We start from the raw sequence: 22,490 nt of genomic DNA, 5'->3' as shown, positions 1-22,490 counted from the left end.
TATTACGCGCCTGAATGCCCTATTACCCGTCTGCTACAGACGATAGGCTGAAGTGAGCTCGCCGTTAATCCAAAGCTGGCGCTGCTCACCGGGCGGCAGCGTAATAGTTAAACGTCGCCAGGCGGGCTGATAACGTCCCTCCCGCTCCACATTCAGCTCAATGCGCGTCGTGCTACAACTGATGCGCCAGCGCAGCCAAAGCGCATTGCCCTGACGCCAGCCGTGGCTTTCGCCGTCATCCTCGAAAATCATTCCTTCGCTCTGCCCTTCCAGTAACGGGAACAGCCGCAGCTCGCGCCAGTCATCCGCCGCCGCGTCCACGTGCGCCATCCGCTGCGACAACGGCAACCCTGCTCCGGCGCGCACCAACAGCGGCAGCCGTTCCAGCGGCGCATCCAGCGTGATCCACTGCCCGCCGCCATACCATTGTCCACTCCAGAAGCAGTACCAGCCCGCATGGTTATCCGGTAGCCAGACTGCGCGCTGACGCTGGCCAGGCTCTACTACGCTGGCCACCAGCAGGTCGCGTCCGATAAGAAAATCATCACTTTCCTGCCAGGTTTGTGCGTCATGCTCATGATCGAGAAAGGCAGGCCGCAGCATCGGCTCGTCGCAGTCGCAGGCCTGCCACAACAGCGTGTAAAAGTAAGGTAACAGGCGATAGCGCAGGCGGATCGCTTCACGCACTATCGCCGTCATGCCGGGATACATCCACGGCTCATTAACCGTGCCGTCATCGTTCCAGGAGTGAATGGTAAAGCGCGGATGCATCACGCCGTTTTGTACCCAGCGAACAAACAGTTCCGCATCCGGTCTGTCGCCGGCAAAGCCGCCGACATCGTGCCCTACGTTATATAATCCGGAAAGGCTCATCCCTAATCCCATGCGGATGTTGTAACGCAGCGTCTGCCAGCTGGTGCGGTTGTCGCCGCTCCAGGTTTGCACGTAACGCTGCATTCCGGCGCAGCCGGAGCGCGAAATCAGATAAGGCCGTCGCTGCGGGGCAAAACGCTGCTGCGCTTCCAGCGAGGCGCGCATCATCAGCAATGGCATCACCGGGCGAATATGTTTAATCGCCACGGCACGACCAAAGCCGTGACAACGCGCCTCGCCGTCCCAAATCTCATATTCATTGTTATCGTTCCAGGTAGCATCGATGCCCATCTCCAGCAGCTGGCTGGTGACACCCTGTTGCCACCAGCGAATCGTTGCCGGATTGGTGAAATCAAGATGGGAACCTTCATCATCCCAGAAGCAGGATCGCTCTGGCGCAGCGCTTTCTGAATCGCGTATAAACAGCCCCTGCTGCGCCACGTCTTCGTAGAGCGGATGATCCTGCAGCAGGCAGGGCTTGATATTGGCTGCCAGACGCAGCCCGGCATCATGAAACGCCTGGCTCAGCGCACGCGGCTGCGGCACTTTTTCATGATTCCAGTTAAACACGTAACGCTTGTTGCCAATGGATGTGTAGCCGGAAGAGAGCTGAAAGGCGTCGCAGGGAATCGCATGCTGACGGCAGAGCTGGATAAACTGCTGTAGCTGCTGCTGCGCATCAGGCGCATCGGTGTAGTGCATGGTTGAGCCACTGTAACCCAGGCTCCACCTGGGGCCAAAACAGGTTTTCCCGGTGAGCCGCACAAAAGCTTTCGTGACATCCAGCACCCGCGGGCCAAAAAACAGGTAATAATCGAGATCGCCCGCCTCTGCCTGATAACGTCGATACGGCTGATGGTAGTTGTCCAGCTCATTACCAAGATCGATCCAGCAGCTACTCAGATTATCGTAAAACAGCCCGAAGCTGACCTCGCCATGACGGGTAATGGTAAAGGGAATATGTTTATAGAGCGGATCGGTGCTGGCGGCGTTATAGCCCATGGCATCAAGGTTGCGCATCTCAAAGCGGCGTCCGCTACGCTCAAGATCGCCTGACTTCTCACCCAGCCCATAGTAACGATCGTCGGCGAAACGGCGTTGATAGTGCGCAATGCCATCGCCATGCATATTTAATAAGTAGGCGCTGGTGCGGCGATCTTCGGTGAGTAATTGCCACTGATTATCCGCATCAAGATATTCCCACTGCAGCCAGAGCGGCTGATGGATCGTCACGCGCAGGTTCTGGCTGCTGATAAGCAGCCGCTCATCCTGAATTTGCAGATGATAGCCCGGCAGGCTAAAACCTTCCACGCTCAGGCGATCGCGTCCCTCCCAGGGCACATCCTCTTCCGGCGCGATACTCCAGGTACGATCCAGCGCCAGTTCGCCACGGCGTTTGATCAGAATGCGAAACAGCGACTCTTCCAGCACGTAGAGGCAGAACAAATGCTGTTCATCTACCCGCAGTTCGATCCTGTCGGCATACTCCCCCACCAGCGTCCAGTTTTTTAACGTTTTCATATCCACCCCAGCATTTAACGTTTTTTAGCGCTGCGCTCCGCCAGCAGAGCGATCAGGAACAGCGCGCCAGTCAGGTCGAAAAAGCCCATCGCCACAAACAGCGGGCCGAAGCCGACGGTATCGGAAACGGCACCAATGAGCAGAGAAAAGAGGAAGCTGGCGATCCAGGCACAGGAACCACGCATACCGTTAACCGTGGCCATCTGATTTTTATCGAATGATTCCACCACCAAGGCGCTCAGCATGCAGGAGATCACCTGGTGGCCGAAGCCGCCCACCGAGATCAGCGCGATGGCCAGAAACGGATCTTTGGTTACCGCAACCAGCGTTAGCGAGAGCATCAGAAAAGCGCCGGTGACGGAGCTGGCGATCACTGAGTTAATGCGCCGGAAGCCGAACCATTTGCGATACAGGCTGGTGAGATAGCCGCTGGCGACGCTGCCGATATCGGCCGCCAGAAAAGGCAGCCAGGCGAACAATGCAATCTGTTTGAGATCCATGCCGCGCTCGGTGGCGAGATAGAGCGGCACCCAAAAACTAAAGACCGCCCAGGCTGGCTCGGCAAGAAAGGCCGGGATCGCGATGCCATAAAATTTCTTATCGCGACAGAGCCGGCCCAACGAGGTGAAAAATGGCAGCTTCGGCAGATCCGGCTCATTATCCTCGCGAATCAGATCCCGCTCCTGCTGGCTCAAATTCGGGTGCTGCTGCGGCGCATGATAAAAGCGCCACCACAGCACGACCCATACCAGGCCCAGCGCACCGGAAAACAGAAAAGCCCCCTGCCAGCCCAGCGTCAGATGGGTCACAACAATAATCGGCGGGGCCAGCATCGCGCCGATCGAAAAGCCGACGCCAGCCCAACCGGCGGCAACGGGACGCTCTTTTTTTGGAAACCAGTCGGCGATGGCACGGGCGTTAGCGGGCGTAGCGGCCGCCTCAGCGCCGCCCATAAAAAAGCGCAGCAGCGCCAGCTGTACCCAGCTTCCCGCACCGGCGTGCAGCATACAGACCAGCGCCCAGATAATGGCGCAGATCATAAAGCCGGTTTTCAGGCCAATCACATCGATCAGCCAGCCGCAAAATGGCTGGAACAGGGTATAAGCGAGCTGGAATGCCGCCACCACCCACGAGTACTGTTCGGTGGACATATTCAGGCTGGCTTTCAGCTCCGGCGCCAGAATGCCCAGCGAATTACGGGTGATGTAGTTAATGGTGATGCCCAGCATCCACCAGCGCAGCGATTTGAATTTAGGGGCGGAACGGGTTGCGGTTGCCTGTTCTGTTTCAATACTCATCTGTTTCTCCCTCGCCGCCTGTTATGCGGCTCGCCCGCAGGCGCTTCAGTTGTGGTATCGAAGGCTACAACAGCGGTGCAATGCGACGGCTTTCACAAAATGGCCGCATAGAACGCATAACCCTATGATTATTAGTTGATTTACCTGGCGCACCGTCAGCATAGTAAAGCTCCGCGCCTGACCAACAGGGATACCGTTGCAGACTAACCAGCAGGTTTACCGGGCGAAACTATGTTTTTTGCAAGGATTTTCATTGATAGCAGTCTGTTGATGGAGATCGCCCCTGTGCCCGCAGCTATCCGCCATTTGCCCGTCATGAAAAAATTTTCATCACTTGATTTGAAGGGGATCACAAAATGAATGGAAAGTTAAAAATCAGCCTGATCGCCCGACAAACCGGACTGTCGATCAGCACGGTTTCACGCGTGCTGGCGGGAAAAGCCAATACCAGCGATAGTGCTCGCCAGAAGGTCATGACCTGTGCCCGCCAGTACGGCATTTTACAGGATTTGTCGCAGGGAAGACTGATGCTGAACAACCTGATCATCTTCGCGCCGCCGCGCGCGTTTTCCGTGCGTACGGACATTTTTTACTACAAGGTGATCCAGAGCGTGATTGAAGCGCTGAGGCCGTATGAGGTGCGCATCAGCTCCTGCGGCCTGGCTGAAGAACAGAGCGATAGTGCGCTGTTTGTTGCAAGGATGAATCATGCGCAAACGCAGGCGGCGCTGATTATTGGCATTGACGATCCCCATATTCATTCGCTGGCGGCGGATCTGAATAAACCCTGCGTATTAATTAACTGCAGCGATCGTGAAATGCGCCTCGACAGCGTTTCCCCCGATCATCATCTCATCGGGGAATTTTCCGCCAGTTATCTGTTCCGACAGGGGCACCGCAATATCCTTAATTTGCAGTGTTTGCGGCGCGCTACCATGGAGCTGCGTCTGGCAGGGATTCGTCAGGCATGGATGCGGCAAAATCTCACTTTTGACGCAGGTCAGCATCTGGTTACTACCGCCGGTTTCGGCGCAGAGGAAGCGGAGCTGGCGGTCACCAGCTGGCTCAGCACCCTGCCCGATCGCACCCATCGGCCCAGCGCAATCCTTGCCGGCGGCGATTTTATGGCGATGGGCGCAGTGGCGGCGATAAAAAAACTGGGTCTGTCAGTGCCTGGCGATATCTCCGTAATGAGCACCGACAGTTCGAATCTGGCAGAGATCCATGACGTTCCTTTAACCTCAGTACAGGTACCGCGCGATGAACTGGGATTTGAGGCGATCCAGCTATTGCAGCGCCGACTGCTGCGGCCCGCTGCTCCATCCTGCAACCTGTTATTACAGGGAAAACTGGCGGTACGAGAATCGGTGCGGCGTTTCAGTGCACATAAAATAGAACCGGCGCTGAGTACCCATCATCCGCAGCTCTATGACGATCGCTTATAACATTAAATTTTTTAATAAATAAACAGTCGGAGCGAGAAGCAGATCCGTTTCATATCTGAGCTACACTTAGCTGGACCGCTTTAATCAATAAGGGTTATTTCAGCCTAAGGAGAGCCATTATGCCTCGTACGTCAGCTTGCTCAGTTATTCCTCCCTATATTCTGCGTAAAATTATTGATAACGGATCGGGGCATCAGCAGGATTATGCCCGCCGTACCTTAACGCATGTTCAGCATCTGATGGCGCATAACTGGCATAAGCCAACAGCGCCGCAAAACGCCGTCGGCGGTCATGTGGATCGTGAAATTTATGATGCGCAAAATACAGAAAGCTTGCCCGGTACGCTGGTGCGTAAGGAAGGCCAGCCTGACAATAACGATATTGCTGTTACCGAAGCCTGGGACTATTTGGGCGTAACCTATGATTTCTTCTGGCAGGCATATCAGCGTAACTCGCTGGATAACCAGGGGCTAACGCTGATGGGCACGGTGCACTATGGTAAAGAGTATCAAAACGCCTTCTGGAACGGACAGCAGATGGTGTTTGGCGACGGCGACGGCGAGATTTTTAACCGCTTCACCATTGCTATTGATGTGGTGGCGCATGAGTTAGCGCATGGCGTGACAGAAACCGAAGCGGGTCTGATTTATTTCGAACAGGCAGGCGCGCTGAATGAATCGCTCTCCGATGTATTTGGATCGCTGGTTAAACAGTTCCATCGCAAGCAAACTGCGGATCAGGCCGACTGGATTATTGGCGAAGGTTTACTGGCGGAGGGCATTAATGGACGCGGGCTGCGCTCAATGGCCGAGCCGGGCACCGCCTATGATGATCCCATGCTGGGCAAAGATCCGCAGCCGGGCCATATGCGCGACTATATTAAAACCCGTGAAGACAATGGCGGGGTTCATCTTAACTCTGGCATCCCAAACCGTGCATTTTATCTGGCAGCCAAAGCGCTGGGCGGCTACGCCTGGGAGCTGGCGGGACACGCCTGGTACGATACGGTTTGCGACAAAGAGTTGCCGCAGGATGCTGATTTTAACACCTTTGCGCAGTTCACGATTCGCCATGCGCAAAACCGTTTTAACAAGGCAACGGCGCAGGCAATTGAGAACGCGTGGAAAGAAACGGGCGTTTTATCATGAAAGAGTTACCGGAACTGACCGACGACGCCGTGATCGATCTGGCGCGCGAAGGCGGTTTTGCTTATATACCGAAACTGGCCGGTCAGCGGCGCATTGCGCTGGGGCAATTGGCCAATCCGCAAAAAGAGCGCGTCTGCGAAATTTTGCGGCACTCTTTACCATTAGGGGAACCGGCCGATAAGCAGCAACAGGCCGGGCGTGGCGATCAATATTATTACCGTATTCAAATCAGCTACGATACGCAGCATCACTCTGCTGATATTGTGATTGTGATTCCTGACAGCCTCGCGCCGCCGGAACTCAAGGCGCTGTGGAAAGAAGGCGAGTAAGACCATAAAAAAGGCCCCTTACGGGGCCTTTTTATTATTTCTTCTCGATCTGGTCATCCAGCGCGTAAGCAATCACATAATCGCCGCGATCCGGCGACTGACGTGCGCCGCCCGCAGAAATCAGGATGTACTGCTTACCGGTAGTCGGCGAGACATAGCTCATGGGGCCGCCCTGACTGCCGACCGGCAGACGTGCTTTCCATACCTCTTTACCGGTGGAGCTGTCGAAGGCGCGCAGATAGTAATCCTGCGTACCGGCGATAAACACTAACCCGCCCTGCGTGGCCAGCGTACCGCCCAGCGTCGGCATACCAATCGGCATCTGCATACGCATTTTCACGCCAAACGGACCGGTATCCTGCACGGTGCCTACCGGAACCTGCCAAACGATTTTCTGCGTTTTCAGGTCAATTGCAGAGAGCGTACCGAACGGCGGTGCCTGGCAGGGAATGCCCAGCGGCGACATAAAGCGGTTTTTATTAACCGCATACGGCGTGCCTTTCAGCGGTACTGCACCCATGCCGGTATTGATTGCTTCGCCGCCGTTGCTGCCGCGTGCAATTTTATCGGTGTTGGCCGGGATCATCTGTACCCACAGACCCAAACGCATATCATTAACAAAGATATAGTGATTGTTGGGATCGGTAGAGAGGCTGCCCCAGTTCATGCCGCCCAGCGAGCCAGGGAAACTGAGTGACTTATCGGTACCCGGTACGGTGAACAATCCGTCATAACGCATCGATTTAAAGGCGATACGACATACCAGCTGATCGAACGGCGTTGCGCCCCACATATCAGACTCTTTCAGCGTTTGCGCACCGATTTGCGGCATGCCTGTAGAGTGCGGCTGCGTTTTGGTGTACTGCTCGTTCGGGATATTGCCCTGCTTCATCGGCAGCTCTTCGACTTTCGTCAGCGGCTGACCGGTGAGGCGATCCAGCACAAAAATCTGCCCGGCCTTGGTGCCAAAAACCACCGCCGGTTTGGTGCTGCCATCTTTTTGCGGGAAATCAATCAGGCTCGGCTGCATGGGGATATCAAAATCCCACAGGTCGTTATGTACCGTTTGATAAACCCACTTCTCTTTGCCGGTAGTGGCATCAAGCGCCAGAATCGACGCGCCATATTTATGATCCAGCGGCGTACGATTAGCACCCCACAGGTCAACGGAGGAGCTGCCCATTGGAATAAATACGGTATTGGTCGCGGCATCCCATGACATTGGCGCCCAGGAGTTTGGCGTGCTGCGGGCATAAGACTGGCCCGGCTGCAGCGGCGCATTCGGCTGCTCATTGCCTGGATCGAATGCCCAACGCATCTGACCGGTAACCACATCGAAACCGCGCAGTACGCCGCCCGGCATATCGGTCTGCACGTTATCCGCTACGCGGCCGCCCACAACCACGGTAGTCCCTGCCAGAGTAGGCGCAGAGGTCAGCTGATATTTAGGATCCTGCGCATCGCCAAGTCCTGCTTTAAGATTAACGCTGCCGTTGTCACCAAACTGCTGGCAAAGCTCGCCATTATCAGCGTTGATCGCGATCAGGCGCGCGTCGATGGTGTTCATCAAAATACGGCGCTGGCAGCTATCACCCGCTGGCAAAGAGACCGGCGTAACTGGCGTTGAGCCAGGCATTGTTGGCTGAGGCAAAGGCTTATTAATATCAAAATAGGCCAGGCCACGGCAGCGGTTCCACACCTCGGCCTGTGCGTTAACCTCATGTTTCCAGATTTGCTTGCCGCTGTCGGCATCGACCGCAATCACATTGTTGTGCGGCGTACACATGTAAAGACGGTTGCCTACCTGCAGCGGCGTTTGCTGATCTTCCGCGCCGTTGCCGGTCGGACTATCCGGTACATCACCGGTGTGGAAGGTCCAAGCAACTTTTAAATCTTTCACGTTGTCACGCGTAATCTGATCCAGCGCCACAAAGCGGCTTCCGCCCGCTGTGTTGCCGTAGTTCTCCCAGTTTTTCTGCGCTTTACTTTGATCGACTGGCACCAGCGGCAGCTGTTGACCTTCAAAAGCTACCGTAGGGTGAGGCTGAAACATCTGCACCAGCGTTGCCAGCATAGCAACGACCAGCACGGCACTGGCACCATAAGCGGCTTTCGCGGCTGAGGGTTTATTCTCATGTTTGCGCAGTGCCGGTAACGTCAGCAACGCAAGGATCATAAAGCCGGTCGGCACCATCAGGCGCGAAACCAGCGGCCAGAAATCAAAGCCACCATCAATCGGTGCCCAAATCAAGGATCCGACAAACACCAGCGCGAACAGCAGCACCGCTGACGTTTTGCGACGGAAAAACTGAATTGCAGAGAGAATGGTGACAATGCCAGCAATAAGGAAGTACTTGCTACCGCCAAGTACGGCGAGTTTACCGCCGCCGATAGCAAAGAATCCCCCGGTAGCCAGCAGTACCAGCCCCAGCAAAATGCACCATATACCCAGCCCTTTCGATGAGCGGGCAGTTGTTTGAACCATAGTAGAACTCTCCTGGTGGAACCAAGGCTTAGCAATAATGATTAAGTCATCTGCCCGGCATGCGGACCGGCGCGGTGATTTATTATGCAGCCATAACAATGAGTTAATCCGAAACGGGCGATCCGCCCGCCAGTAGATCTTCTTCCTTAACCATCAACGCTTACTGCGCGACTCAAAAGAAAATAGACCAACGGCGCGGATTGTACCAATTGGTTCATAATGATTTAAACAAATATTTAACAATAGTGCGAAAATTCGCACTTTTACTGCAAACAGACGGAGAGAAAAGCGGGAGGGAAAAGAAGAGTTGCGCATCTGGCCGCCAGCCAGAGTAAAAGCGGTGAAAGCTTTACCGACTCAGCGGGAAAATTCGACCCGTTTCTTTGAAATAAGCCCGTGCCCATGCGTGCAGAAATAATCGGTCGCACCGCAGGCTTTCAACACCTGAAGCGGCTGATGGCATTCAGGACAGTGTGCCTGGCGAACATAGTGCGCACCGCACCGCTCACAGCAGAAATCGCTATCGGTCAGGGTTAGCGGGAAATCACATGCGTCACAGTGTTGCTTCATAACCTTTCCTTAACAATGAATATAAATTAAGCATCCGACTTTTTGCCGTCGGGAAAAAACCACAAGGCCTTAATGCCAGAATAATCTTTTTCAGTGAGATTTGCATGGCGTCAGTGATAGCTGGATAAAATATAAGTAAATCAATGATAAAAAACAAATAATGAGCAATATGGTTTATTTTTAATAACTCATTAAAAAATAATAATAGTAAAAACTAACCGCAGATTTATTAATTAATTGCTTATCGGGAGATACAAAAAATAAAGTTCAACTAGCTATTCTATTAGAGGATAATTGAAATGAAGTGCTTAAATAATGCACAGCTAAAACAGATTTCTGGCGCTAACCGTCCTGGCGGCTACTGGGAAAATGATTACTGGGACTACGACCAGCACAGCGCCTGGGCTAATCAGTGGCATGATGCGGGTCGCGATGCCTGGAACAACCGGGGAGAGAGAGATTATCCCTGGAACAGGTCATAAATATGATACGGGGCTGCATTTGCAGCCCCGTATCAATTAACGCTTGTTCTTTTTCAGGTGCGAAAGCAGACGCTTACGTTTACGCTGCTGATTTGGCGTCAGCAGGTTACGTTTACCGGCGAAGGGGTTATCGCCCTCTTTAAACTGAATACGGATCGGCGTTCCCATCACGTTCAGCGAACGGCGGAAATAGTTCATCAGGTAACGCTTATAGGAGTCAGGCAAATCCTTCACCTGGTTACCGTGAATAACCACGATCGGCGGATTATAACCACCGGCGTGCGCATACTTCAGCTTAACGCGACGGCCACGCACCAGCGGCGGCTGATGATCTTCTGAAGCCATGTTCATAATGCGCGTCAGCATAGAGGTACCAACGCGGCGCGTAGAACAATCGTAGGCTTCATTGATGGATTCAAACAGATTGCCAACGCCACTACCGTGCAGGGCAGAAATAAAGTGAACCCGTGCGAAGTCAATGAAGCCCAGACGGAAGTCGAGCGTCTCTTTCACTTCGTCCCGGATCTCCTGCGACAGGCCATCCCACTTGTTAACCACAATAACCAGTGAGCGCCCACTATTCAGGATGAAGCCAAGCAGTGAGAGATCCTGATCGGAAATCCCCTGACGGGCGTCAATAACCAGCAAGACAACGTTCGCATCTTCAATCGCCTGCAGCGTCTTGATAACCGAGAATTTTTCAACCGTCTCGGTTACTTTACCGCGCTTACGCACGCCAGCGGTGTCGATCAGAATATATTCCCGATCGTCACGTTCCATAGGAATATAGATACTGTCACGCGTGGTGCCCGGCATGTCATATACCACGACGCGATCTTCACCAAGGATGCGGTTAGTAAGCGTTGACTTACCAACGTTGGGGCGACCTACAATGGCAATTTTTACCGGCAGGCCCGTTGGGTCGAACTCTTCTTCCTCTTCCTCATCTTCGCCGCTCTCTTTAGCCGCTAACGCCGCCCAGTAGGCTTCGTTTTCTTGCTCTTCAGTCAGCGGTTCGGCCGGCACGACCTCGTCCATCCACGGCAGCAGCGCCGTTTCCAGCAGCGTGGTGACGCCGCGTCCGTGCGATGCAGCGATAGAGTGAATCTCGCCCAGCCCCAGCGCATAAAAATCAACCACGGCGCTGTCAGCATCCATCCCATCGGTTTTGTTGGCGACCAGAAAGGTTGCTTTCTCACGCGAGCGCAGATGTTTGGCAATAGCCTGATCGGCTGGCATCAGGCCAGCACGGGCGTCAACCATGAACAGCACCACGTCCGCCTCTTCAATCGCTAACAGCGACTGTTCCGCCATCCGCGTTTCCACGCCATCCTCGGTGCCGTCAATACCGCCGGTATCGATGACGATGAACTCACGTCCTTCTACCTCGGCGCGCCCGTATTTACGATCGCGCGTCAGACCGGGGAAATCTGCCACCAGCGCATCGCGGGTGCGCGTTAAACGGTTAAACAGGGTGGATTTGCCCACGTTAGGACGCCCAACCAGCGCGACCACAGGTATCATAAATAAAGCCTCATTACGAAACGAAAAATCAGAAGCCTGAACAGGTTAGTATATACGGTCAGAACCGCCCCGATCAGGCTGAAGGCGCTAAGGATAACACGCCATCAAAAAAACGAAACGGCCCCTGTAAGCCAGGAGCCGTTAATCAGCGTTACGTTAGCCGCCAGGGGTTAACGGGTGATGGAATAAACCTCTCCGTTTTTGGCCTGGATCAGCAGCTTATCGCTGGCCACTACCGGCTCAGTCTGGAAGCCGGAGCCGTCAACTTTCTGCTGTGCCACAAAACGACCATCATCAGTATTCAGCCAGTGCAGATAACCTTCGCTGTCCCCTACCACGATATAGCCGTTATAGAGCACCGGCGAAGTCAGGTTGCGGTGCAGTAGATCGCTCTGACGCCAGATGGCGACACCGCCGTCGGCGTTAAGCGCCACGACGCGGTCATCCTGATCGACAAGATAGATACGGCCTGCATCAACAATGAAATCTTTCACCGAGCCGATCTCACGTTTCCATAAGATCTGACCGGAGCGCAGGTCCAGCGCCGTCAGGTTGCCGTTGTAAGCAAGCGCATACACCACACCGTTAAGGATCACTGGCGTCGTATCAACATCGCTCAGACGATCGATTTCAGTGGCGCCGCTCGGCTGAGAAATACGCTGCTGCCAAATAATCTGACCCTGATTAAGGATCACGGCACTAACGCGACCATTATCGCCGCCTACAATCGCGCCGCCAAAGGCGGTTGCTGGCGCAGACTCGCCGCGCAGCGACAGCGCTGGCATGTCCAGGTTAACAGTCCATTTTACCACGCCGCTGCTCTGATCCAGCCCCTGCAGCATGCCGTTACTGGTATGAACCAATACCAGACCGTCGCTCACCACCGGACGAGAAAGCGCCTCGCCTGCGACTTTTGTCTGCCAGGCTATGGAACCATCACTGCTGTTGAGCGCATAAACCTGAGCGCGTTCGCTGCCAATATAGATATGCTCGCCGGCTGCGGTAATACCGCCTGACAGCAAGGCTGGCGTATTCTTCGAGAAGAAACCATTATCGGTAGAAAGGTTGATCTTCCATTTTTCTTTACCGTCACTGGCATCCATCGCCTTAACGATACCAAAACGGTCGGCAGCATAAACGGTGCCTTCCTGCCAGGCGGGATGCAGGTTTGAGTAATAATCGCCAATGCCGTCGCCGACAGAGGTGCTCCACGCTTCCTGCGGCTCAAACTGGTTTTCAACTTTCGGCAACGGGGCCATTTTGACGACATCTTCTTCGCCGCTAAACAGCGAGCAACCGCTGAGTAAAGTGACTGAAATCAGCCCTGGCAGCAGGTATTTACGTAATTCCATGCGCTCTCTCTTGAATGGCTTAACCTAAGTTATTCATTTTCATCTGCATCATTTCTTTCAGCGCCGGTGACGCTTCGGAATCGATCCCCTTACTCCAGGCATCACGGGCACCTTGTTTATCGCCCTTGCTTAGCAGCGCTTCACCGCGAATATCCGCGATGATAGCCGTCCAGCCTTCGCCTTTTATGCTGTCCAGGGTTTTCAGCGCCTCGTCAGCCTGCTTTTGCTGCAGCTGAATTCGCGCCAGACGCAGATTCATTACCGCCTGCAGGTTAGCGTTCTGCGTATGTTTTATGCCACTCTGAAGCTGCGTAGCCGCTTTAGCCAGCTCATTTTTATCAACGTATTGCTTCGCTAAATCGAGCGAAGCCAGTGCGCCATAGGTATTGCTGTTATCGTTAGCAAACTTTGCCACCGCTTCCAACGTCTGCGGCTTGCTGCCATCCAGCGCGCTGGTCAGCTGCTGGTAATGCGCTGACACCTCACGTGCGGAGGTATCTTCATGACCGCTCCAGTAACGCCAGCCAGCCAGGGCACCGATGCCCAGCACCACGCCAACCGCTAATGCTTTGCCGTTATTGGCAAAAAAACGACGGAGCGCGTCCACCTGTTCGTTTTCGTTGCTGTAAACTTCCACGCCATCCTTCTCCTTAACTGTTCCTGCCGTAAGCGCTTATGACAACAGCGTCACTAACGCCGCCGCGACATCGTTTTGCGCCAGCGTTTGTTGCTCGCCGCTGCGCAGGTCTTTCACCACTACCTGCCCGGCTTTTACTTCGTCTTCACCCAGCACCAGCGCAACGCGAGCGCCCCACTTATCGGCACGGGCAAACTGCTTCTTAAAATTACCGCCGCCGAAGTTGGTCATGAGTTTCAGCGCTGGCGCGGCATCACGCACCTGCTCAGCCAGTTGCATGGCGGCAGACTGCACGCCCTGACCTGAAGCGATAACATAGACATCAACAATACGAGACGGTTCAAAATCGGGGTTTACCGCCTGCACCAGCAGCACCAGACGTTCCATACCCATGGCGAAACCCACGCCCGGCGTAGCACGACCGCCCAGCTGCTCTACCAGACCGTCATAACGGCCACCGGCACAAACCGTGCCCTGCGCGCCCAGGCTGGTGGTTACCCATTCAAACACTGTGCGGTTATAGTAGTCGAGGCCGCGCACCAGACGCTGGTTGACGGTATACGCGATACCAACGCTGTCCAGCAGCGCACACAAGCCGGTGAAATGCTCGCGCGACTCTTCATCCAGATAATCGCCAAGCGTAGGCGCATCGTTTAACAGCGCCTGCACCTCTGGATTTTTACTGTCCAGTACGCGCAGTGGATTGCTGTACATACGACGTTTGCAATCTTCATCCAGCTTTTCTTTATGCTGCTCCAGGAACGCTACCAGCGCTTCGCGATAGTTGGCGCGCGCTTCCAGCGAGCCAATAGAGTTCAGCTCCAGTGCGACGTGGTCGGCAATTCCCAGCGCTTTCCACCAGCGAGCGGTCATCATAATCAGTTCGGCATCAATATCCGGCCCCTGCAGGCCAAAGACTTCAGCACCGATCTGGTGGAACTGACGATAGCGGCCTTTTTGCGGACGTTCATAGCGGAACATGGGACCCATGTACCACAGACGCTGCTCCTGGTTATAGAGCAGGCCATGCTCAATACCCGCTCGCACGCAGCCTGCGGTCCCTTCCGGGCGCAGCGTCAGGCTTTCGCCGTTGCGATCGTCGAAGGTGTACATCTCTTTTTCCACCACGTCGGTCACTTCGCCGATAGCGCGCTTAAACAACGGCGTATGTTCTACGATCGGCAGGCGAATTTCGCTGTAGCCATAGCTGGCCAGCACCTGTTTAAGGATCCCTTCGATACGCTGCCAGACAACGGTGTCTGTCGGCAAATAGTCGTTCATGCCGCGGATGGCCTGGATGTTCTTCGCCACGTCATTTCTCTCTATATGTAAATTACACCAGACATATTGCCTGGCCGTTCTGGTAATAACACCAAAAACGTAAAACAGAAAAAACCTGTACGGCGCAGCCGTTCAGGTTCATTCAGCGCGCCACCAGCGTGACGCCGCCAGTTACTTTTCTACCTGCTGCACATTAATGCGGCGGGTTTCATCAAGCATTGCTGCTTTGGCACGAATTCGCGCCTCAAGCTGATCGATCATATCATCATTGTCGAGACGGTCGCGCTGACGCACACCATCTTCATAAAAGCCGCTTTTCTTGTTGCTGCCGGTTACGCCCAGCGTTGAAACCAACGCTTCGCCTGGTCCATTTACCACACAGCCGATAATCGATACATCCATCGGCGTGATAATATCTTCCAGCCGCTGTTCCAGCGCGTTAACGGTGCCGATAACATCGAACTCCTGGCGGGAACAGGTTGGGCAGGCGATAAAGTTAATGCCGCGCGTACGAATGCGTAGCGACTTCAGAATATCGAAGCCAACTTTAACTTCTTCTACCGGATCGGCCGCCAGCGAAATGCGCAGCGTATCGCCGATGCCTTCTGAAAGCAGCAGCCCTAAGCCAATGGCTGATTTCACTGCACCAGCGCGTGCGCCACCCGCTTCGGTGATACCCAGATGCAAAGGCTGATCGATCTGCTTCGCCAGCAGACGGTAGGATTCGACGGCCAGGAAAACATCAGAGGCTTTAACGCTCACCTTAAACTGATCGAAGTTCAGTCGATCAAGGTGATCCACATGACGCATCGCTGACTCAAGCAGCGCCTGAGGCGTCGGCTCGCCATACTTTTCCTGCAGATCTTTTTCCAGCGAGCCGGCGTTCACGCCGATACGAATAGGGATATTACGATCGCGCGCGCACTCCACTACCTGGCGGATACGCTCATTGTTGCCGATATTACCGGGATTAATACGCAGGCAGTCAACGCCATACTCCGCTACTTTCAGCGCAATACGGTAATCAAAGTGAATATCCGCCACCAGCGGAACATTGACCTGCTGCTTGATAAGCTTAAAGGCTTCTGCGGCGTCCATCGTGGGCACTGAGACCCGCACGATATCAACGCCAACGCGCTCCAGCGCTTTAATTTGTTTAACCGTCGCTTCCACATCCGTGGTACGCGTATTGGTCATGGATTGTACGGCGATAGGTGCGCCGTCACCCACTGGCACCTTGCCGACGTAAATACGCGTTGATTTGCGACGGATAATGGGTGCTTCGTTATGCATGTTGTTTCTCCATAATCGCCGCGAAGCAGCGCTCGGGGCTTACTGCGCCCCAAGCGTCAAGCGGGCAACCTGGTTGGTACGAATAAAACGACTTAAATCAACGGGCTGGCCCTGGTAGTGAACCTGTACCGCTGCCGGTGCGCCAATTTTCAGACGATAAGGCGCCGTACCGGAGAGGCTGAGTTTACCACCACTACGTTGCATTCCGCTGAACAGTTTTTTACCTGCCGCATCGGTCACTTCCAGCCAGCAGTCGGCATTAAAATCCAGTACGACCGTATTTGCATCAGCGGCGGGCGGGCTAACGCTGGCGCTACTGGTTGGTAAAGGGGAAGCGTTATGCGTTACAGGCGCGGGCTCGGTAACTGGCGCCTGACTTGGGGAAACGACAGCATTCGCGTTATCAGCGCTGGCGGTTGCCGTAGGCGCTGCGGCAGCTGGCGCTGCGGCAGCTGGCGCAGCGGTATTTGGCGCTGGCGCGCTGGTACCGGGCGCGGCGGTGTTAGCCGCAGCGCTGCTGGTATTGTTGGCGTCATTTAACGGCACGCTGGTCCCCTGGTTTTCAGGTTGCGTTGCTGTCTGAGACGTACTATCGATGCTGCCGCTGTCGGTTAAAGGAATCGACTGGCTATTATCGTCAGCGGTACTGCTCTGATCGGAGAGCGAGACCAGATCGTCCTGGGCGGCTTTATGGTTCTGCCACCACCAGGCGCCGGTCAAACCCACCACGACAAAAACCACCAGCCAGGTAAAAATCATTAACCAGCCGTCACGTTTTTTACGCCGTTTGCCCAACGAGAAGCTCTGCATCGGCTCGACCTTTGCCGCACGCACCGGAGCCTGCTTCGCCATCATCGGCAGCAGCTCCTCTTCAGGGACGTGAACCAGACGCGCATAAGAGCGAATGTAACCACGTAAAAAGGTTGAGGCTAAATCAGCGGGGGCTTTATCCTCTTCAATGTTTCGCACGGTGGAAAGTTTCAGGCACAGGCGCTCAGCTACGTTTTGCTGTGTCAGCCCCATTTGCTCACGGGCTGCGCGCAGGCGGGTGCCTGTGGAATTTGCTGCTGCTGTTGTATCTTGAGTGGCTTCAGTATTCATTAGCTAGAAAATGCTGGTACTGTATCGATTGTGGAAAATTTTGCGCCAGTTGCTGACCGTAACGTGCTTTATCTACGGTCCGCTGTTCCAGCGCAGCGAAACGAATCTCCAACCACAGGCTTTCTGCTGTCGCAGGCACGCTGTGATGATATACCTCTAACAAAAGCCGCGCTTGCTCAAGCTCATGTTTTTCAAGATGCTTTTTAGCTTCAGTCAGTAACGCATCCACCTTGTGCCGATCGTTCTGCAGCGCCTGGAGGAGCATCTGTCGTGCAGATGCATACTCCTTCTGCTGCAACCAGCAATAACCGGCGCGTTCCTGACTGTCAGCCCTCGCTACGGCAGAATCCTGCACCGCAGCCAGAGTAAATTGTTGATGCGCCGCATCATACTGCCCTAAACCGCAAAGAAACGCACCGTAATTGTTAAGCACATAACCATTTTTTGGTGCGTTTTTCAGCGCCATTCGGAAATAATGGTGCGCCATTGCACTATCATTTTCCTGCTGACAGAGACGCGCCATCGCCAGCAGTACCCGATAATCTTTTGGCGCATCCTGCAACGCCCGCTGCAAATTGCGCCGCGCCGCCGACAATTCCCCCTGCGAGAGGTAAATCAGCCCCAACTGCAGGCGAATTTGTCCGCTGGTGCCGGGCTGTTTTTGTCCGTTGCAGCCCGTCAGCATCAGCGTCGCTAATACTATCAGGCAGGGTAATCCTTTACGCATACCGCCTCCCTGTGTGATGAAGTCTGGTATGTTACGCCAAACTCAGCAAGGCAGGCAGCCTGTAACGCCTGAAAAAGGCTTTACTTGTCCGGTTTCAGAGCGCCTTCACAGATATTTGTTCACCGGCCATTTTCTTGCGCAGCGTACGCTTGGTGCGGTCAATAACATCACCGGCCAGCTGACCACAGGCGGCATCAATATCGTCACCACGGGTTTTACGAACGATGGTGGTAAAACCATAGCCCATCAGCACTTTCGCAAAGCGATCGACGCGGCTATTCGAACTACGGCCATAAGGCGCGCCCGGGAAGGGGTTCCATGGGATCAGGTTAATCTTACATGGAGTATCCTTCAGCAGCTCTGCCAGCTCATGGGCGTTATCGGTGCTGTCGTTAATATGATCCAGCATGACATATTCAATCGTAACGCGACCCTGATTAGCATTGGATTTTTCCAGGTAACGGCGCACCGCAGCCAGGAAGGTCTCAATATTATATTTTTTATTGATCGGCACGATCTCGTCACGAATGGTATCGTTCGGCGCATGCAGCGAAATCGCCAGCGCGACGTCGATCACATCGCCCAGCTTATCCAGCGCAGGCACTACGCCAGAAGTGGAGAGCGTGACACGACGCTTGGAGAGGCCAAAGCCGAAATCATCCAGCATAATTTCCATCGCCGGGACGACATTATTCAGGTTAAGCAGCGGCTCGCCCATGCCCATCATCACGACGTTAGTAATCGGCCGCTGGCCGGTGACTTTAGCGGCACCAATAATTTTCGCGGCGCGCCATACCTGGCCAATGATTTCAGAAACGCGCAGGTTGCGGTTAAAGCCCTGCTGTGCGGTTGAACAGAATTTACACTCCAGCGCACAACCAACCTGGGAAGAAACGCACAGCGTAGCGCGGTCGTCTTCCGGGATATAGACCGTTTCCACCAGCTGATCGCCAACGCGAATCGCCCATTTAATCGTGCCATCGGCAGAGCGTTTTTCTTCAGCGACTTCCGGCGCACGGATTTCGGTTAACTGCTTGAGCTTATTGCGCAGCACCTTATTGATGTCGGTCATTTCATCGAAATCATCACAGCAGTAGTGATACATCCATTTCATAACCTGATCGGCACGGAAAGGTTTTTCGCCAAGGGAAAGGAAAAACTCGCGCATCTGCTGACGATTAAGATCGAGCAGATTGATTTTTTCGCTTTTGGGGGAAACAACAACGGGAGATGCGGACGACGGCGTCACAATGTGTTCGGACATAATTTTCTCTGGCCTCGTTATTACACGTTATGGCCCTGGTTAGGGATAAAAAAGAAGCGCCCTCGCTGAGTAAACTCATGAGGGCGCATTATTGTACAAATAACTGTAGCGTGAAGCTATTGCACGACCGGTTAACCTGACAATTAATTTGTAACTGTCATTGTGCGGTCAGGCGCATCCGTGATTAACGGGTACGCGGGCAAATCTCGTTTTCACCGAAAAAGAACGCGATTTCACGTGCAGCAGACTCCAGAGAGTCAGAACCGTGCGTGGCGTTTTCAGTGAAGCTGTCAGCGTAATCAGCACGCAGCGTACCAGCCAGCGCGTTAGCCGGGTTGGTTGCACCCATCAGATCGCGGTGACGCTGAACGGCGTTTTCGCCTTCCAGTACGGAAACAACGATCGGACCGGAGGTCATGAACTCAACCAGACCGTCGAAGAAAGGTTTGCCTTTATGCTCGGCATAAAAACCTTCCGCCTGCTCCTTGGTCAGGTGCAGCATTTTTGCAGCAACAATTTTGAAACCAGCGGCTTCGAAACGGTTATAAATTGCACCAATTACGTTTTTTGCCACCGCGTTGGGTTTTACGATGGAAAAGGTACGTTCTACTGTCATTTTGACCTCTGTCTTAACTTCCAGGTTAAGCCGGTTGTGAATATATTGATACCGGCCTGTGAAAACGGCGCCGATTATAGGGGCGCAGAGCCAGCTTGCCTATCTCAGAATCAGCAATTTATAGAAAAAGTATGATCCTTTTCGCGTTGCTGCTTCATTAATGCTCATTCTGACCCTACCGTAATTTATTCCACAGTAAAAGAGACGGCGGCGACCTGGCCAGCAGCATCCAGCACGCTGAGCTGATATTGCCCCGTACGATTAAATACCAACCGCTGCGTCAAACTGCCGTCGGCAGCGCTCAGTACTTCACCATTAAGAAACCACCATCGCGCCGTACCTTCTCCTCCCTGTGTGGTTACGCTCAGCGATAATTCAGATTTTCCCGGCAGACGATGCAGAATCTGCCCATCCCGTATGCCGGTTAAAAGTAGCGGCGGCGTGATACTTTGCAGGGCTGGCGCACAGCTGGCCGAGGGCAACGGCAGACGCTGCGCGCGCCGCTCGTTGGGCAGCAGCCACGGCTCCAGCGGCATGGGCCAAAGCGCTACCCGCCGGGCCCGCGCGCCACTGCAATCCGCTGCAACCCGCTCTCCTTGCGCATTGAGCCAAACGGTTTGCTGCAGGCCGAAAAGCCCTTCCTGACCGTTGGCAAGCAAGGTGGGTGGCGTGGTGCCGTTTAATACCCAGCTTTGTCGTCGCTGACGGCAGTTGCTGTCGCCTGCAGGCAACGGTTGTCCGCCCGGCCAACATAACGTTAACGCACTCACGCTGGCGGGACGCGGATCGGCAGGCAGCACAGCCCCACGCAGCTGCGGCGAGGCCATCAGCAGATGATGCACCTGATTAAGAACCGGAATAGCGCTTGCTGCACCAAACTGACCGGCTACCGGCGTGCCATCAGGCCGTCCAACCCATACCCCGATCAGATAACGCGCATTGATCCCGATAGCCCAGGCGTCACGATAGCCATAGCTGGTGCCGGTTTTCCAGGCTAACGGCGCTATCGCAGGCAACGCGGCGTCAGGCTGAGGCTGGGCTTCGCCCGCCAGAATGCGTCGTATAATCCAGGCCGCGCCAGGGGATAACAAAGGCCGTTCGATTAAGGGATCGCTGGCCAGCATACGCAAACGGGCCGCCTGGCCATGCCGGGCAAAAGCGCCATATGCCGCCACAATCTCTTCCATGCGCGCACCTGTGCCGCCAAGAATCAGCGACAGATTAGGTTCTGCCGCAGCGGGAAAACGCAGGGTTAAGCCCGCATTACGCAGCGCCGCAGTCAGACGTTTCGGACCATAAGCCTCCAGAAGCTGCACCGCAGGCAGGTTTAGCGAACGAACCAGCGCTTCGCTGGCGCTAACCGGGCCATGAAAGCCGGTATCAAAATTACCGGGTCGATAATCGCCAAAGCGGCGCGGCACATCCTGTAGCAAAGACTCTGCGGCGATCAAGCCATCATCCAGCGCCAGCCCATACAAAAAGGGTTTCAGCACCGATCCCGGCGATCGTACGCTGCCGATCATATCGACATGACCGAAGCGGCTCTCATCGTTAAGATCGACCGAACCCATCCAGGCGCGCACCTGCATCGTAGTATGATCCACTACCAGCACCGCCATAGAGGTACGCGGCGGCAACGATCCTTTCCAGCCCTGCGCTAACGCTTCGATCTGCCGCTGTAGCGAGGCATTGATGGTGGTGGTGATTTTGCCCTGCTTTGATAACGCCAACACCCGCCGCGCCAACAAAGGCGCTAACTGCGGCATCTGGCGCGGCGCAAGCCACACCGGCTCCTGCATTATTTCCTCAACGTCCGCCCGTGGCCAAACGCCATAGTCTGCCAGACGTAACAACACTTTATCGCGTGCTGCCTGTGCCCGTTCAGGCCAGCGGTCGGGGCGTAAACGGCTTGGCGCCTGTGGCAATACCGCCAACAGCGCCGCTTCGCCGCGCGTGAGCGCTGCAGGCGACTTACCCAACCAGCTCCAGCTGGCTGCTCCCACGCCCTCCAGCGTTCCACCAAAGGGCGCGCGGTTCAAATAGAGCGTTAATATTTCGCGCTTGGAGAGATGCCATTCCAGCTGCAATGCACGCCAGGCCTGATGCAGTTTGCCAGCAAAGGTTCGCGGCTGTGGATCGATCAACCGCGCAACCTGCATGGTAAGGGTGCTGCCGCCAGAGACGATCTCACCACCGCGTAGATCCTGCCAGGCTGCCCGTAAAAGCGCTAATGGATTGATGCCCGGATGATGCCAGAACCAGCGATCTTCATAAGTCAGCAGCGCCTGCAGATACCAGGGCGAGACTTCTTCCGGCGTGACCGGATAACGCCAGATGCCGTTTTTATCAGCGAAGCGCCATAGCGGGGTGCCATCTTCTGCTACCACCAGGCGGGCAGGTGCGGCCTGCTGCAACGGTAAAGGAAACAAACGATCCGCCATCCACAGCAGGGCCAGCAGAAAAAACAGACCTGCCAGCACAATTTTTACGGGGCGTAAAAGAGATTTCATAAAAAATAACGCCCGGTTTTACCCGGGCGCTCAG

The 22,490-nt window shown here is 54.7% G+C and carries 18 protein-coding genes; 4 read left to right on the top strand and 14 right to left on the bottom strand.

Annotated elements, in window-relative coordinates:
- Nucleotides 1-33: 33 nt before the first annotated feature.
- Both ACQE3Z_RS00845 and ACQE3Z_RS00840 read right to left on the bottom strand, forming a co-directional pair.
- Nucleotides 34-2,394, bottom strand: a complete 2,361-nt coding sequence (locus tag ACQE3Z_RS00845; RefSeq protein ID WP_426971671.1) for a TIM-barrel domain-containing protein — start codon at nt 2,392-2,394, stop codon at nt 34-36.
- A 14-nt stretch (nt 2,395-2,408) separates the two neighbouring features.
- Nucleotides 2,409-3,692 (bottom strand): MFS transporter, encoded by a 1,284-nt coding sequence (locus ACQE3Z_RS00840; protein ID WP_426971669.1) that lies wholly within the window; start codon nt 3,690-3,692, stop codon nt 2,409-2,411.
- A gap of 356 nt (nt 3,693-4,048) precedes the next feature.
- Between ACQE3Z_RS00840 and ACQE3Z_RS00835 the strand changes: the two genes are divergently transcribed.
- From ACQE3Z_RS00835 to ACQE3Z_RS00825, 3 genes are all read left to right on the top strand, one after another.
- Nucleotides 4,049-5,137, top strand: a complete 1,089-nt coding sequence (locus ACQE3Z_RS00835; protein ID WP_426971667.1) for a LacI family DNA-binding transcriptional regulator — start codon at nt 4,049-4,051, stop codon at nt 5,135-5,137.
- A 119-nt stretch (nt 5,138-5,256) separates the two neighbouring features.
- Nucleotides 5,257-6,285 carry a M4 family metallopeptidase gene (locus ACQE3Z_RS00830; protein ID WP_426971666.1) on the top strand — a complete coding sequence of 343 codons (1,029 nt, stop codon included), beginning with the start codon at nt 5,257-5,259 and terminating at the stop codon, nt 6,283-6,285.
- Nucleotides 6,282-6,614, top strand: coding sequence for a protealysin inhibitor emfourin (locus ACQE3Z_RS00825; protein WP_085070736.1), 333 nt, complete (start codon nt 6,282-6,284; stop codon nt 6,612-6,614). Before ACQE3Z_RS00830 ends, ACQE3Z_RS00825 begins: the two co-directional genes overlap by 4 nt.
- Nucleotides 6,615-6,648: 34 nt before the next feature.
- Here ACQE3Z_RS00825 and ACQE3Z_RS00820 read toward each other — a convergent pair whose 3' ends face one another.
- Together ACQE3Z_RS00820 and ACQE3Z_RS00815 are read right to left on the bottom strand one after the other, a co-directional pair.
- Complete coding sequence (locus tag ACQE3Z_RS00820) at nt 6,649-9,099, bottom strand: glucose/quinate/shikimate family membrane-bound PQQ-dependent dehydrogenase (protein WP_426971664.1); 2,451 nt, start codon at nt 9,097-9,099, stop codon at nt 6,649-6,651.
- Nucleotides 9,100-9,456: 357 nt separating this feature from the next.
- Nucleotides 9,457-9,669, bottom strand: coding sequence for a zinc ribbon domain-containing protein (locus ACQE3Z_RS00815; protein WP_426971663.1), 213 nt, complete (start codon nt 9,667-9,669; stop codon nt 9,457-9,459).
- A gap of 299 nt (nt 9,670-9,968) precedes the next feature.
- On the opposite strand from ACQE3Z_RS00815, the gene ACQE3Z_RS00810 reads away from it, so the two are divergent.
- On the top strand, nt 9,969-10,151 hold the full coding sequence (locus ACQE3Z_RS00810; protein WP_426971661.1) for a hypothetical protein: 183 nt from the start codon (nt 9,969-9,971) through the stop codon (nt 10,149-10,151).
- A 36-nt stretch (nt 10,152-10,187) separates the two neighbouring features.
- Here ACQE3Z_RS00810 and der read toward each other — a convergent pair whose 3' ends face one another.
- The 10 genes from der to pbpC form a co-directional block, all read right to left on the bottom strand.
- Entirely contained in the window at nt 10,188-11,675 is a 1,488-nt protein-coding gene (gene der, locus ACQE3Z_RS00805) for a ribosome biogenesis GTPase Der (protein ID WP_426971660.1), read from the bottom strand.
- 170 nt (nt 11,676-11,845) lie between these two features.
- Nucleotides 11,846-13,027, bottom strand: a complete 1,182-nt coding sequence (gene bamB / locus ACQE3Z_RS00800) for an outer membrane protein assembly factor BamB (RefSeq protein ID WP_426971658.1) — start codon at nt 13,025-13,027, stop codon at nt 11,846-11,848.
- A gap of 19 nt (nt 13,028-13,046) precedes the next feature.
- Nucleotides 13,047-13,664: a YfgM family protein gene (locus tag ACQE3Z_RS00795; protein ID WP_250650591.1), complete on the bottom strand. Its 618-nt coding sequence runs from the start codon at nt 13,662-13,664 to the stop codon at nt 13,047-13,049.
- A gap of 36 nt (nt 13,665-13,700) precedes the next feature.
- Entirely contained in the window at nt 13,701-14,975 is a 1,275-nt protein-coding gene (gene hisS, locus ACQE3Z_RS00790; protein WP_085070724.1) for a histidine--tRNA ligase, read from the bottom strand.
- Nucleotides 14,976-15,116: 141 nt separating this feature from the next.
- Nucleotides 15,117-16,238: a flavodoxin-dependent (E)-4-hydroxy-3-methylbut-2-enyl-diphosphate synthase gene (gene ispG / locus ACQE3Z_RS00785; protein ID WP_085070722.1), complete on the bottom strand. Its 1,122-nt coding sequence runs from the start codon at nt 16,236-16,238 to the stop codon at nt 15,117-15,119.
- A gap of 39 nt (nt 16,239-16,277) precedes the next feature.
- Entirely contained in the window at nt 16,278-17,339 is a 1,062-nt protein-coding gene (gene rodZ / locus ACQE3Z_RS00780) for a cytoskeleton protein RodZ (RefSeq protein ID WP_426971656.1), read from the bottom strand.
- A complete protein-coding gene (gene pilW, locus ACQE3Z_RS00775; RefSeq protein ID WP_426971655.1) occupies nt 17,329-18,066 on the bottom strand; it encodes a type IV pilus biogenesis/stability protein PilW in 738 nt (245 codons plus the stop codon). The genes rodZ and pilW overlap by 11 nt, the downstream gene beginning before the upstream one ends.
- Nucleotides 18,067-18,160: 94 nt before the next feature.
- A complete protein-coding gene (locus ACQE3Z_RS00770; RefSeq protein WP_085070716.1) occupies nt 18,161-19,330 on the bottom strand; it encodes a bifunctional tRNA (adenosine(37)-C2)-methyltransferase TrmG/ribosomal RNA large subunit methyltransferase RlmN in 1,170 nt (389 codons plus the stop codon).
- Nucleotides 19,331-19,514: 184 nt separating this feature from the next.
- Nucleotides 19,515-19,946 carry a nucleoside-diphosphate kinase gene (ndk, locus tag ACQE3Z_RS00765; RefSeq protein WP_038624703.1) on the bottom strand — a complete coding sequence of 144 codons (432 nt, stop codon included), beginning with the start codon at nt 19,944-19,946 and terminating at the stop codon, nt 19,515-19,517.
- Between the two features lie 185 nt (nt 19,947-20,131).
- Complete coding sequence (pbpC, locus tag ACQE3Z_RS00760) at nt 20,132-22,456, bottom strand: peptidoglycan glycosyltransferase PbpC (RefSeq protein ID WP_426971653.1); 2,325 nt, start codon at nt 22,454-22,456, stop codon at nt 20,132-20,134.
- Nucleotides 22,457-22,490 lie beyond the last annotated feature (34 nt).

This window comes from Pantoea sp. FN0307, from assembly GCF_050113815.1.
Classification (GTDB): domain Bacteria; phylum Pseudomonadota; class Gammaproteobacteria; order Enterobacterales; family Enterobacteriaceae; genus Mixta; species Mixta alhagi.
The sequence above is the reverse complement of the archived record's forward strand: the minus strand, read 5'-3'. Positions and strand labels throughout refer to the sequence as shown.

Coding starts and splice junctions, on each gene's coding strand:
- ACQE3Z_RS00810 (WP_426971661.1), top strand. CDS start 9,969: ATGAAGTGCTTAAATAATGCACAGCTAAAACAGATTTCTGGCGCTAAC.
- ACQE3Z_RS00840 (WP_426971669.1), bottom strand. CDS start 3,692: ATGAGTATTGAAACAGAACAGGCAACCGCAACCCGTTCCGCCCCTAAA.
- ACQE3Z_RS00770 (WP_085070716.1), bottom strand. CDS start 19,330: ATGTCCGAACACATTGTGACGCCGTCGTCCGCATCTCCCGTTGTTGTT.
- ACQE3Z_RS00835 (WP_426971667.1), top strand. CDS start 4,049: ATGAATGGAAAGTTAAAAATCAGCCTGATCGCCCGACAAACCGGACTG.
- ACQE3Z_RS00830 (WP_426971666.1), top strand. CDS start 5,257: ATGCCTCGTACGTCAGCTTGCTCAGTTATTCCTCCCTATATTCTGCGT.
- ACQE3Z_RS00815 (WP_426971663.1), bottom strand. CDS start 9,669: ATGAAGCAACACTGTGACGCATGTGATTTCCCGCTAACCCTGACCGAT.
- ispG (WP_085070722.1), bottom strand. CDS start 16,238: ATGCATAACGAAGCACCCATTATCCGTCGCAAATCAACGCGTATTTAC.
- ACQE3Z_RS00845 (WP_426971671.1), bottom strand. CDS start 2,394: ATGAAAACGTTAAAAAACTGGACGCTGGTGGGGGAGTATGCCGACAGG.
- pbpC (WP_426971653.1), bottom strand. CDS start 22,456: ATGAAATCTCTTTTACGCCCCGTAAAAATTGTGCTGGCAGGTCTGTTT.
- pilW (WP_426971655.1), bottom strand. CDS start 18,066: ATGCGTAAAGGATTACCCTGCCTGATAGTATTAGCGACGCTGATGCTG.
- bamB (WP_426971658.1), bottom strand. CDS start 13,027: ATGGAATTACGTAAATACCTGCTGCCAGGGCTGATTTCAGTCACTTTA.
- ACQE3Z_RS00820 (WP_426971664.1), bottom strand. CDS start 9,099: ATGGTTCAAACAACTGCCCGCTCATCGAAAGGGCTGGGTATATGGTGC.
- der (WP_426971660.1), bottom strand. CDS start 11,675: ATGATACCTGTGGTCGCGCTGGTTGGGCGTCCTAACGTGGGCAAATCC.
- rodZ (WP_426971656.1), bottom strand. CDS start 17,339: ATGAATACTGAAGCCACTCAAGATACAACAGCAGCAGCAAATTCCACA.
- ACQE3Z_RS00825 (WP_085070736.1), top strand. CDS start 6,282: ATGAAAGAGTTACCGGAACTGACCGACGACGCCGTGATCGATCTGGCG.
- ndk (WP_038624703.1), bottom strand. CDS start 19,946: ATGACAGTAGAACGTACCTTTTCCATCGTAAAACCCAACGCGGTGGCA.